We start from the raw sequence: 12,367 nt of genomic DNA on the forward strand, positions 1-12,367 counted from the left end.
CTTGCGACATAGCGCGCATGGCACCCTCACCATCGATACCCAAGGCCGCATTCTGGATGGCGCTGTCGATCGCATCGTTTCTGGCGATGTCGGTCGCCGGCCGTGCCGCGACGGCCGAGCTCAACGTCTTCCAGGTGTTGGAGCTGCGCTCGGTCATCGGCTTTTTCATCCTCCTGCCGCTGGTGATGATATCAGGCGGTTTTGCGGCAATGCGCACCAAACGGCCCTTGGCCAATATCGTCCGCAACGTCGTCCATTTTATCGGCCAGGCGGCGTGGCTTTACGCCTTGACGCTGATCCCGCTGGCCGTGCTGATCTCCATCGAATTCACGACGCCGATCTGGACGGCCATCCTGGCGGTCGGCTTCCTCGGTGAAAGGCTAAGCCGGCCCAAGGTTGCGGCGATCATGCTGGGGCTGATCGGCGTGATGATCATCGTGCGTCCGGGAGCGGGCTCCGTCGATCCGGGACATGTCGTCGTGCTGGGCGCCGCCGTCTGCTTCGGCATATCCGTGGTTCTGGTCAAGTCGCTGACGCGGACGGACAGCGTCGTGCGCATCATCTTCTGGATGCTGCTTATCCAGTCGGTGCTCGGCCTTGTCCCGGCGCTCTACGAATGGCGCAATCCGCCGCTTGAACTGTGGCCGTGGATCCTGCTGATCGCCTTCACCGGCATGTCGTCGCATTTCTGCATGGCCCGCGCGCTCGCCTATGCCGACGCGACCGTCATCTCGCCGATGGACTTTTTGCGCGTGCCGCTGTCGGCGCTGATCGGCTGGCTGCTTTACCACGAGCAGATCGACGCTTTCACCGCCGGCGGCGCCTTGCTGATCCTGATGGGCAATCTGCTCAATCTGCAACGGAAAGCGACGAAACCGGCTGAGATCGCGGTATCATAGTTCCGTCGGAGCTCAAATACCGTCATCGGGTATCTTGAGAAGATGCCCGCAGGCCTTGCAGTGGACGGCGTCGGGCTCGTGCCGCTGAAGGCCGCATTGCGGGCACGGGAAGAAGACCTTGGCGGGGCGGAAGAGCGCCTGCGCCAGCCTGACGAACAGCGATATGCCGATGATCATGGTGACAATCGCGGTGAGCTTGCCGGCTATCCCCGGCAGCACGATGTCGCCGAAACCGGTCGTTGTCACCGTCGCGACGGTGAAATAAAGCGCGTCGACATAGCCTTCGAGACCGGCCCCGGTGCGGAAGAAGAAGGTGTAGACGAAGCCGGTGACGACAAACAGGAATGTCAGGAGATTGATGACCGCGTGGCTTGCCTCGCGCCATTTTTTGAGGCCGCGCATCTCGAAATACCGCCACAGCGCGCCGCTGCGCGACAGCGACCACAGCCGCAGGATGCGCAGGAAACCCAGATTGGCCAGCGCCGAAGGCATCAGCAACGTCAGCAGGATGAAGGCGTCGATCCACGACGCCGGCTGTTTCAGCAGGCGCAGCATGTCATTGGAGGCTAGCAGCCTGGCAATCATGTCGGCGGCGACAAGTGCTGCGACAGAATAATCAAGCCAGAGGAACGAGGACGACTCCTGGATCACCGGTGTGGCGATGAAGAAGGCGATGATGGCAAGGTCGATGATGATCGCCGCCAGTTGAAACCGGAAAGCCGCAGGTGTGCGCCCGTGATAAAGCTTGCGCAACGTATCGCGCAGCCGCGCCAAGGCTGATAACTCCCGCGCTCCGTCCTTGTCTGCCGCCTTCATGGCAACTGCGATAACGTTCGCTGCAACAGCCGTCCAGTGGGCAGAGCAGGGATAAGCCGCCGGGTTGAGAACATCCGGAGAGTTTCAGACCCGGAAAGCAATTCAGACCGGTTCCGCCTCGATGATGCTGATGCGAGGTCCGGCTTCAACAATATTCGCGACCCGGAAATCCGACGCCGCAAGCAGCACCCTGAATTCTTCCGCCGTGCGCTCTTGCCCGCCCGGCATGACCAGCATGTTCAGATCGCCGAATTTTGCGCCGGCGCCCTCGTTGGGCGGCGCCAGAATGCTCTCGAGCACCAGCAGCTTGCCTTCTGGGCGCATTGCCCGGCGGCAGGTTTTCAGGATGCGGATGTTTGTGTCGTCGTCCCAGTCATGCAAGATCCATTTAAGCACAATCGCATCGGCGCCCTCGGGCACCGAGACGAAGAAATCGCCGGCAACGATATCGCAACGATCGGCCACGCCCGCGGCGTCAAAGACCGGGCCGGCCTTTGCCACGACCTGCGGCTGATCGAAAAGAATGCCGCGCTGGCCGGGATTGCGGCAGAGGATTTCGGCAAGCAGCGCGCCCTGCCCGCCCGCGACATCCATGACGACAGAGAACGGCCGGAAGTCATAGGCCGCGATCACCGCGGCGGCGACGCCACGCGACATGGCCGTCATCGCCCGGTCGAAGATGACGGACTCTTCCGGATGCTCCGCCCGATATTCCCAAACGCCCTTGCCATGAGCATGGCGAAAGGCGTTTTCGCCGGTGCTGACACTGTGCAGCAGATCGCTCCATGCCTGATGGAAATAGGGCCGTCCGGCCAGGATAGCCCACGGCGCGACCGAATGCTGAACATCGGATCGCAACGCGCTGCCAACCGGGGTCAGTGAGAAGAGCCGGTCTTCCGCTTCATGGAACACGCCGACCGACGCAAGGGCGCGCAACAGCCGGTAGAGCGCCTGCGGATGGGCATTGGTCAACGCGGCAAGTTCGCCGCTGGTGCGTTTTCCGTCCTTGAGATGGTCTGCGATGCCAAGCGTGGCGGCGACGCATATCGCCTGAGATACCTGGAACCCATTCACCATCTTCTGGAGTTCGGCAGCGGCTGTCCGCTCGTCCATGACGCACTCCCCCCGGCCGCCAAAAGAGCCAGGCCGCCGAGCTCACAATACCAGCGGCGTTACCACCGGGCAATGACGGCACTGGGCGTGCCGGCGCTGACCGACGAGATACGGTCGAAATAAACGGAACCGTGCTAATCCCGTTAGGTCACACCAGTTCCACTTCCACCACGCCCGGCACCGCGCGCATCGCCGACGCGATCTGCGGCGAGACACGGTAACGGTTGGGCAGCTCGATCTCGACCTCGCCCTGCGCCTCGTCCTTGATAACGATAATGCTCACCTGACTGTCGCCGCGCTGGGTAAGCTGCGATTGAATCGCCGACGCCGGTCGGTCATTCCTGACAAAGATGCGCAAGGCCTTCTGGATGCGGCTTGCCTCGTCCTCCAGCGACTGCACGGTCTGGATGCGCAGGTTGACGCCTTCGGGCCTGTCCTCGGCCGAAACTGTGATCACCACCGAACGGCCGGGCTCGAGCAGGTCGCGATACTGCGCCAGACCTTCGGAAAACAGCACTGCTTCATACTGGCCTGACGTGTCGGAAAACTGCACGACGCCCATCTTGTTGCCAGTGCGCGTCTTGCGCTCCTGCTTGGTGGTGACGGTGCCGGCAAGCCGCCCGGCGGCAGCACCGCGTTTGACGGCGGCCGAGAACTCGGCCCAGGTCTGCACCCGCATCTTCTGCAGCGCCGCCTTGTATTCATCCAGCGGATGGGCGGAGAGATAGAAGCCGACCACCTGAAATTCACGGTGTAGGCGGTCGGCGGCAAGCCATGGGTCGGTCGCCGGCAGGTTGAGCGCCTGCGACTGCGCGCCGAGCGAGGCGCCGAAAATGTCGTGCTGGCCCGACATTGCATTCTGCTGCGCCAGCGACGCCAGCCCCATCATCCGCTCGACGCCCGCCATCATCGCGGCGCGGTCGTGGCCGAAACAGTCGAGAGCGCCAGCCATGATCAGGCTTTCAAAGACGCGCTTGCCGACGATCTTCGGATCGACCCTTTCGCAGAAATCGGCGAGGTTCTTGAACGGTTTTTCGCCGCGCATGGCGACGATATGCTCGACCGCCGCGTCGCCGACGCCCTTGAGCGCGGCCAGCGAATAGAAGATCCGGTTCTCGCCGACTTCGAAAGCCCGGAAGCTTGACATCACCGAGGGCGCCACGACGTCGATGCCGAGGCGCAGCGCATCCTGGCGGAAATCGGCGAGCTTGTCGGTGTTGCCCATGTCGAGTGTCATCGACGCGGCCAGGAACTCAACCGGGTAGTGCGCCTTCAGATAGGCCGTCTGGTAGGAGACGACCGCGTAGGCGGCGGCATGCGATTTGTTGAAACCGTAGTCGGCGAACTTTGCCAGCAGGTCGAAAATGAAGTCGGCTTGCGGCTTGCCGACGCCGCGCTCGACCGCGCCCGAGACGAAGCGCTCGCGCTGCTTGTCCATCTCGGCGCGGATCTTCTTGCCCATAGCGCGGCGCAGCAAATCGGCTTCGCCCAGCGAATAGCCGGAGAGCTCCTGCGCGATCTGCATAACCTGTTCCTGGTAGACGATGACGCCTTGCGTCTCCTTCACCAGATGGTCGATCTTCGGGTGGATCGACGCCATCTCCTCCTCGCCATGCTTTCTGGCGTTGTAGGTCGGGATGTTCTCCATCGGCCCCGGCCGGTAAAGCGCGACCAGCGCGATGATGTCCTCGATACAGTCGGGCCGCATGCCGATCAGCGCCTTGCGCATGCCGGCACTTTCCACCTGGAACACGCCGACCACTTCGCCGCGCGACAGCATCGCGTAGGTGTCGGGGTCGTCGAGCGGAATGTGGGCGAGATCGATCTCGATGCCGCGGCGGCGGATCAGCCTGACCGCGGTCTCCAGCACCGTCAGCGTCTTCAGGCCGAGGAAGTCGAATTTCACCAGCCCGGCCTGCTCGACATACTTCATGTTGAACTGGGTGACCGGCATGTCGGAGCGCGGGTCGCGGTACATCGGCACCAGCTCCCACAGCGGCCGGTCGCCGATGACGATGCCGGCGGCGTGCGTCGAGGCGTGGCGGTAGAGCCCTTCCAGCTTCTGCGCCATGTCGAGCAGCGTCTGCACGATCGGCTCGCGCTCTGCCTCTTCGGCAAAGCGCGGCTCGTTGGCGATGGCGTCGGCGAGCTTGACTGGATTGGCCGGGTTCGACGGCACCATCTTGGAGAGCTTGTCGACCTGGCCATAGGGCATCTGCAGCACGCGGCCGACATCGCGCAGCACCGCGCGGGCCTGCAGCGTGCCGAAGGTGATGATCTGGCCGACCTGGTCGCGGCCGTATTTCTGCTGGACGTAGCGGATGACTTCCTCGCGCCGGTCCTGGCAGAAATCGATGTCGAAGTCGGGCATCGACACCCGGTCGGGATTGAGGAAGCGCTCGAACAGCAGCGAGAAGCGCAGCGGATCGATGTCGGTGATGGTCGTCGAATACGCGACCAGCGAGCCGGCGCCCGAACCGCGGCCCGGCCCGACCGGAATGCCTTGCGCCTTCGCCCATTTGATGAAGTCGGCGACGATCAGGAAGTAGCCGGGGAACTTCATCTTCTCGATGATGCCGAGCTCGAATTCCAGCCGTTCGCGATATTGTTCGACCGTGTAGCCAGGCGCCAGTCCGTGCGCGGCGATCCGCGCCTCCAGTCCTTCATGCGCCTGTCTGGCAAGCTCCTGCGCCTCCGCCTTCACCGCCGCATCGGCGTCGGCGACATCGCCGCCGGCAAAGCGCGGCAGGATCGGGTTGCGGGTCTTGGGATAATAAGAGCAGCGCAGCGCGATCTCGACCGTGTTGTCGATCGCTTCGGGCAGATCGGCGAACAGCCTCGCCATGTCAGCCTGGCTTCTCAGAAAATTGTCGGGCGACAGGCGGCGGCGATTGTCGACGGCGACGACCGAGCCTTCGGCGATGGCGATCAGCGCGTCATGCGCCTCATAGTCGTCGCGCGAGGAGAAAAACGCCTCGTTGGTGGCGACCAGCGGCAGGTCATTGATATAGGCGAGATCGACGGACGATTGCTCGATCGCCCGGTCATAGCCGGAAACCCGTTCCAGCTCGACATAGAGCCGGTCGCCGAACAGCGCCTTGAGCGTCAAAAGCCGTGTCTCGGCGAGATCGCGGCGGTCCTCTTTCAAGGCGTTGCCGATCGGACCGCGCGGCCCGCCGCTGAGACAGATCAGACCGTCGCAATGGCCTTGCAGCATTTCGGTCGTCAGATGCACCGCCTCGCCGGGCGGCGTTTCGAGATAGACCCGGCTGACCAGCCTGACCAGATTGCTGTAGCCGGCCTCGGTCGCCGCGATCAAAACCACCGGCCGCATCTCCGGGCCTTGCCGCCTGCGGTCGCGCTGGCTGTCGCTGGCTTCGCCGGAAAAGGCGAGTGTGGTCTGGCAGCCGATGATCGGCTGGATGCCCTCCTTCACCGCTTTCTGCGCGAATTCGAGCGCTCCGAACAGATTATTGGTGTCGGTGACGGCGATGGCCGGAGCCTCATCCTTGACCGCATGGCCGACAACCGTGCTGAGCTGCAAGGCGCCTTCGAGCAGCGAATAGGCCGAATGCACGCGCAGATGGATGAACGGCCGCGCCGGCACTTCCGGCCGCGACGCCTTCATAAAAGCCTCGCGCCGCAAAGGGTCGCGTGGAAGTGTCTCATTCGCCATGATTTTTTAGCGCCGCTTGAAAGGACTCAGTCGATGAAATTGCATTGTCCGGCACCGGACGATGCAAGTCCAGCAATTGCCAATCGAGCCTTGCAAGTTCGCGATCATTGCTTTGTGACGGCATCTATGCTAGGAATATATGCATGGTGCTGATTTGCGCCAACGACCCGCCGCCGAGGCGGGTTTTTATTTTCAGCCTCACGCGAATTCCATGATCACCGCATCGACCGCGAGACTGTCGCCCGGCTTCGCCTTGAGTTTCGACACGGTAAGATCGCGCTCGGCGCGCAGCACGTTTTCCATCTTCATCGCCTCGACCACGGCCAGCGTCTCGCCGGCCTTGACCTCCTGCCCCTCGGCAACCGCGATCGACACGACGAGGCCGGGCATCGGGCAGAGCAGCATCTTCGACGTGTCCGGCGCCACTTTTTCCGGCATCAGCCTTTCGAGCTCGGCGGTGCGCGGCAGCATGGCGCGTGCGGTGACCGACATGCCTTTCCAGGCGATGCGAAACCCATTCAGTACCGGCCTGATCTGCGCCGCGATTCTTCGGTCGCCGACCGTGCCGCGCCAGATTAGGTCGCCCGGCCGCCAGTCTGATATCACCGTCAGCGCCTTGCCGCCGTCGATCGACAGATCGAGTTCCATCGGAATGGAAGTCATGCCTTCGAGGACAGAAGCCGAAAGGTAATCCTCGCCGATCTTGACCACCCAGTCGCGTTTCAGGGCACCCGAATGCGGCGCCAGCCGCCCGCCCAGTCGGTCGAGCCGGTCGCGGCGCAGCAGTTCGACCGCGGTGACAATCGACGCGAGTACGGCTTTCTCCTCGCTATCAGGCACGATCGGCGCGAACCCGTCAGGATATTCCTCTGATATGAAGGCGGTCGATATCAGCCCTTCCCGCCAGCGCGGATGCTGCATGAGTGCTGCCAGGAACGGTATGTTGTGCTCGATGCCGTCGACGACGAAGCTGTCCAGCGCTTCCGACATGGCGTCGATCGCGGCGAGCCGCGTCGGCGCCCAGGTGCACAGCTTGGCGACCATCGGGTCATAGAACATCGAGATTTCCGACCCTTCGGTGACGCCGGTATCGTTGCGGATGACGATTTCGCCGAACTGTCCCTCTTTCGGCGGCCGGTATCTCGTCAGCCGGCCGATCGACGGCAGGAAATTGCGATATGGGTCCTCGGCATAGAGCCGGCTTTCCACCGCCCAGCCGTTCAGCTTGACGTCACTTTGCTTGATAGCGAGTTTTTCGCCGGCAGCTATGCGGATCATCTGCTCGACCAGATCGATGCCGGTGACGAGCTCGGTCACCGGGTGCTCGACTTGCAATCGCGTATTCATTTCAAGGAAATAGAAGTTCTTTTCGCTGTCGACGATGAACTCCACCGTGCCGGCGCTCTGGTAGTCGACCGCCCTGGCCAGCGCCACCGACTGCTCGCCCATGGCTTTCCGGGTCTTGGCGTCGAGGAAAGGCGAAGGCGCCTCTTCGACGATCTTCTGGTTGCGGCGCTGGATCGAGCATTCGCGCTCGCCGAGATAAAGCGCATTGCCATGCGCGTCGGCCAGCACCTGGATCTCGATGTGGCGCGGATCGACCACGAACTTCTCGATGAAGACGCGGTCGTCGCCAAACGAGCTTTTGGCCTCCGAACGCGCCCGGTCGAACCCGTCGCGCACCTCGGCCTTGCTCCAGGCGATGCGCATGCCCTTGCCGCCGCCGCCGGCCGAGGCCTTGATCATCACGGGATAGCCGATCTCACCGGCTATTTTCTCGGCATGGCCGGCATTCTCGATGACGCCAAGCCAGCCGGGCACGGTCGACACGTTTGCAGCGTCGGCGAATTTCTTCGATTCGATCTTGTCGCCCATCGCCCTGATCGCTCTGGGTTTTGGGCCGATGAAGACGATGCCCTCCTTCTCCAGCGCCTCACAGAACGATGCGCGTTCGGACAGAAATCCGTAGCCGGGATGCACGGCTTCAGCACCCGTCGCCTTGCAGGCGGCGATGATCTTCTCCGGCACCAGATAGCTCTGCGAGGCCGGCGAAGGCCCGATATGCACCGCTTCGTCGGCCATCTCGACATGCACGGCGTCGCGATCGGCGTCCGAATAGACCGCCACGGTTGCGATGCCCATCTTGCGCGCCGTCTTAATGACGCGGCAGGCGATCTCGCCACGATTGGCGACCAGGATTTTTGTGAACATGCGGGTTTTGTTCCCTCGGCTGCCTTTCTTTTATGGGCTTCGCCCAGCCGGTCAAGGCCCCGGCTGATCAAGGCAAGTTGGCGCATATCCCGGGCGCAAGTCGCCTAGTGACGACCAAACCCGGCTATGAACTGTCAATTCGTCCCATAGTCCAGAACCTGCAGATACGCTAATGCTCGGCCCCGATTGCAGATTTGCCCTGAGAGGAGATTCCCGATGAAAACCCGTGCCGCTGTCGCTGTCGCCGCCGGAAAGCCGCTGGAGATCCTGGAGGTCGACCTCGACGGCCCGCGCGCGGGCGAGGTGCTGGTCGAGATCAAGGCGACCGGCATCTGCCACACCGACGAGTTCACGCTGTCGGGCGCCGATCCCGAAGGCATTTTTCCGGCGATCCTCGGCCATGAGGGTGCAGGAATCGTCGTCGATGTCGGCAAAGGCGTCACCTCGGTCAAGAAGGGCGACCACGTCATCCCGCTCTACACGCCGGAATGCCGGCAATGCCCGTCCTGCCTATCCAGAAAGACCAATCTGTGCACCGCGATCCGCGCCACGCAGGGGCAAGGCCTGATGCCTGACGGCTCGTCGCGCTTCTCGATCGGCAAGGACAAGATCTTCCACTATATGGGCTGCTCGACCTTCTCCAACTTCACCGTGCTGCCCGAGATCGCGGTGGCCAAGGTCAATCCCGACGCCCCCTTCGACAAGATCTGCTACATCGGCTGCGGCGTCACCACTGGCATCGGCGCGGTGATCCACACGGCCAAGGTCGAGATCGGCGCCACGGCCGCCGTCTTCGGCCTCGGCGGCATCGGCCTCAACGTCATCCAGGGACTACGTCTCGCTGGTGCCGACATGATCATCGGCGTCGACCTGAACAACGACAAGAAGGAATGGGGCGAGAAATTCGGCATGACGCATTTCGTCAATCCGAAGGAGATCGATGGCGATATCGTGCCCTACCTCGTCAACATGACCAAGCGCGGTGCCGACCAGATCGGCGGTGCCGACTATACGTTCGACTGCACGGGCAGCACCAAGGTGATGCGGCAGGCGCTTGAGGCATCGCACCGCGGCTGGGGCAAGTCGGTCGTCATTGGCGTTGCCGGCGCCGGCCAGGAGATCTCGACGCGGCCGTTCCAGCTCGTCACCGGCCGCACCTGGATGGGCACCGCCTTTGGCGGCGCGCGCGGCCGCACCGACGTGCCGAAGATCGTCGACTGGTACATGGACGGCAAGATCGAGATCGACCCGATGATCACCCACACGCTGAAGCTGGAGGACATCAACAAGGGTTTTGACCTGATGCATGAGGGCAAGAGCATCAGGAGCGTGGTGGTTTACTGACGAGAACCACAAGCCGCTGATCGACCGGTCCGCGACCTGGTTTCGAAAAGAAAGGGGCAGATAAAAACGCCGAAAAACTGCATCCGAAAGTCGACAATGGACTGCCCAAGGAAAAGACCGATTGTGCCCGCGAGACGCTGGTCTGCGCCTTCAATTAGAATATGATAAAATTTGGGTTTGATGATTTGAGGTCATGCCACCATGGTCAGAAAAGTTGTTCTCGTCGTCGGCATTTTAACTTTCATTTCTACTCTTCAAGCGCTCTCTCAATCGTTTCAGGGCTCTTTTGAATTTCGGTGGACAACAGATCCTCAAAATCAGCACCGCATTATGATGCTACTCTCAGACGCTTCTTTTACCGACAAAGCCGGAAAGATATGGAGCGTTCCCAAAGGCACAAATATTGATGGAGCATCTATTCCGGCGCCACTATGGTCATTCGCTGGCTCACCGTTTGTTGGAAACTACAGACGCGCCTCTGTTATCCACGACCGATTTTGCGACACCAAAACCGAACGCGCATCAGATGTTCACAAAATGTTTCGTGAAGCGATGGAGGCTGATGGCGTCGGGTATTTGGAGCGGCTAAGCAAATATATGGCTGTTAGCGCTTATAGCGTCGTCACCGGCGCATGCGGAAAAGAAGAAGACACGTTAAGAAAACTCTTTTCGTCGAACGACTTTCAAGGGGTGCTTAAAAGTGACGAGCTTTTTAAGCAGCTTGATACTTATAAGGTAGACATGAGAAAATTGGATACCGTTGCCTCAAGAGCTGACACTATTAAATCCATTGCCAAGATTGAAAATCCACTGACATTCGCGGCGCTAACTGAGTTTCGGCGTATCCCGTCCAACCAGAACTACGCGACGCTCGAAACAGCAATTAAGGCAGAGCAACCAACGGAAGCCGAGGCCGATCAACTGGTGTTGTTGGCAAACGCCACCGTTCCAGAAGGCAGTATTTCGTTGCCGGGGCAATAGACCTTGAATTTGACGCGCCCCGCCATTTATGTCGATGCTGATGCCTGTCCGGTGAAGGCCGAGGTCGAGAAAGTCGCCGAGCGCCATGGCGTCGTCGTCACCTTCGTCTCCAATGGCGGCCTGCGCCCGTCGCGTGATCCGATGGTCCGCAACGTCGTCGTGTCCAAGGGCGCCGACGCGGCGGACGACTGGATCGTCGACAATGCCAAGCCCAACGACATCGTGGTGACATCAGACATCCCGCTTGCCGCCCGCACGGTGGCGCTCGGCGCCCATGTGCTTGGGCCGACCGGGCGCCCGTTCACGCCGGAAACGATCGGCATGGCGGTGGCGATGCGCGACCTCAAGCAGCATCTGCGCGAGACCGGCGAGAGCAAGGGCTACAATGCCAGTTTCGCGCCGCAGGACCGCTCGCGGTTTCTCGGCGAGCTCGACCGCATCTTGCGGCGTGCGCTGAAATCCGCCGCACTGGGTTAGCGCTTCGACCTCGAACCGGACGTCAGCGCAGCAAAACCGGGAATCGATCTTCGGCATCATGCGCACAGGCAAAAGTGCTATAATGTCCGAGTCCTAAAAGACGAGCGGCGGTAAGACGGACCGCCATCAGGGGCCGGGCCATGACGACCGAGACGCCGCTGAAGAAACCACTGCATCGCCACATGCAGTTCGCGGTGTCGGCCTGCATCGGTGTAGTGGCACTGGCGATCGCGTTGGTTTTGCGCGCACCCATCGCCTATTCGATCGGCGCCAATGCGTTCTTCGCCGCCTACACCGTCATCGTCGTCGCCCAGATGCCGCTGCTCACCGGCCGCTATCTGAGCAAGAATGCCCGCGCCACCGACCAGCCGGTGCTGGTCATCTTTGCCGTGACGCTGATTGTCGTCGCCGTCGCCATCGTCTCGTTGTTCCAGTTGATCAATCGAGGGGGCAGCCCACATCCTGTCGAACTCACCTTCGCGCTGGTGTCGATCCCGCTCGGCTGGTTCACCATCCACGCCATGACGGCGCTGCACTACGCACATGTTTATTGGCTGAACGATGAAGAGACCGACCCCGGCAGCAAAGCGAAGCAGAAAAAGCCCGTCGGCGGCCTCGTATTTACCGGTAAGGAGCGGCCGGACGGCTGGGATTTCCTCTATTTCTCGACCACCGTCGGCATGACCTCACAGACCTCCGATACCACTGTCTCGACCACGCATATGCGTCGCATCGTGCTTTTGCATTCGATCGTGTCGTTCTTTTTCAATACAGTGATCGTCGCAGCAGCGGTCAACCTCGCCGTCAGTCTTGGAAGCCAGTAGTATCGGGTAGCTCGTAATAATTCCGT

9 protein-coding genes are annotated in these 12,367 nt (G+C 61.5%); 5 read left to right on the top strand and 4 right to left on the bottom strand.

Features of this window, described 5'->3' with window-relative positions:
* Positions 1–17: 17 nt before the first annotated feature.
* Complete coding sequence (locus tag RPG13_RS22260; protein ID WP_337126009.1) at positions 18–899, top strand: DMT family transporter; 882 nt, start codon at positions 18–20, stop codon at positions 897–899.
* Positions 900–911: 12 nt separating this feature from the next.
* Here RPG13_RS22260 and RPG13_RS22265 read toward each other — a convergent pair whose 3' ends face one another.
* The 4 genes from RPG13_RS22265 to RPG13_RS22290 form a co-directional block, all read right to left on the bottom strand.
* Entirely contained in the window at positions 912–1,715 is an 804-nt protein-coding gene (locus RPG13_RS22265; protein ID WP_095485381.1) for a potassium channel family protein, read from the bottom strand.
* A gap of 102 nt (positions 1,716–1,817) precedes the next feature.
* Complete coding sequence (locus RPG13_RS22270) at positions 1,818–2,828, bottom strand: methyltransferase (protein WP_337126010.1); 1,011 nt, start codon at positions 2,826–2,828, stop codon at positions 1,818–1,820.
* A gap of 148 nt (positions 2,829–2,976) precedes the next feature.
* Positions 2,977–6,456, bottom strand: coding sequence for a DNA polymerase III subunit alpha (gene dnaE / locus RPG13_RS22275; RefSeq protein ID WP_292218216.1), 3,480 nt, complete (start codon positions 6,454–6,456; stop codon positions 2,977–2,979).
* Between the two features lie 246 nt (positions 6,457–6,702).
* Positions 6,703–8,715: an acetyl-CoA carboxylase biotin carboxylase subunit gene (locus RPG13_RS22290; RefSeq protein WP_442921349.1), complete on the bottom strand. Its 2,013-nt coding sequence runs from the start codon at positions 8,713–8,715 to the stop codon at positions 6,703–6,705.
* Between the two features lie 216 nt (positions 8,716–8,931).
* On the opposite strand from RPG13_RS22290, the gene RPG13_RS22295 reads away from it, so the two are divergent.
* From RPG13_RS22295 to RPG13_RS22310, 4 genes are all read left to right on the top strand, one after another.
* Positions 8,932–10,059, top strand: coding sequence for an S-(hydroxymethyl)glutathione dehydrogenase/class III alcohol dehydrogenase (locus tag RPG13_RS22295; protein ID WP_127204963.1), 1,128 nt, complete (start codon positions 8,932–8,934; stop codon positions 10,057–10,059).
* 201 nt (positions 10,060–10,260) lie between these two features.
* Entirely contained in the window at positions 10,261–11,040 is a 780-nt protein-coding gene (locus RPG13_RS22300; protein ID WP_126106377.1) for a DUF1353 domain-containing protein, read from the top strand.
* 9 nt (positions 11,041–11,049) lie between these two features.
* Positions 11,050–11,517, top strand: a complete 468-nt coding sequence (locus RPG13_RS22305) for a YaiI/YqxD family protein (protein WP_095485585.1) — start codon at positions 11,050–11,052, stop codon at positions 11,515–11,517.
* Between the two features lie 140 nt (positions 11,518–11,657).
* Entirely contained in the window at positions 11,658–12,341 is a 684-nt protein-coding gene (locus RPG13_RS22310; protein WP_126106376.1) for a DUF1345 domain-containing protein, read from the top strand.
* Positions 12,342–12,367: the final 26 nt, after the last annotated feature.

Origin of the sequence: Mesorhizobium sp. ISC15, from assembly GCF_037162615.1 — a bacterium.
Classification (GTDB): Bacteria; Pseudomonadota; Alphaproteobacteria; order Rhizobiales; family Rhizobiaceae; genus Mesorhizobium; species Mesorhizobium mediterraneum.

Coding starts and splice junctions, on each gene's coding strand:
- RPG13_RS22260 (WP_337126009.1), top strand. CDS start 18: ATGGCACCCTCACCATCGATACCCAAGGCCGCATTCTGGATGGCGCTG.
- RPG13_RS22265 (WP_095485381.1), bottom strand. CDS start 1,715: ATGAAGGCGGCAGACAAGGACGGAGCGCGGGAGTTATCAGCCTTGGCG.
- RPG13_RS22270 (WP_337126010.1), bottom strand. CDS start 2,828: ATGGACGAGCGGACAGCCGCTGCCGAACTCCAGAAGATGGTGAATGGG.
- dnaE (WP_292218216.1), bottom strand. CDS start 6,456: ATGAAGGCGTCGCGGCCGGAAGTGCCGGCGCGGCCGTTCATCCATCTG.
- RPG13_RS22290 (WP_442921349.1), bottom strand. CDS start 8,715: ATGTTCACAAAAATCCTGGTCGCCAATCGTGGCGAGATCGCCTGCCGC.
- RPG13_RS22295 (WP_127204963.1), top strand. CDS start 8,932: ATGAAAACCCGTGCCGCTGTCGCTGTCGCCGCCGGAAAGCCGCTGGAG.
- RPG13_RS22300 (WP_126106377.1), top strand. CDS start 10,261: ATGGTCAGAAAAGTTGTTCTCGTCGTCGGCATTTTAACTTTCATTTCT.
- RPG13_RS22310 (WP_126106376.1), top strand. CDS start 11,658: ATGACGACCGAGACGCCGCTGAAGAAACCACTGCATCGCCACATGCAG.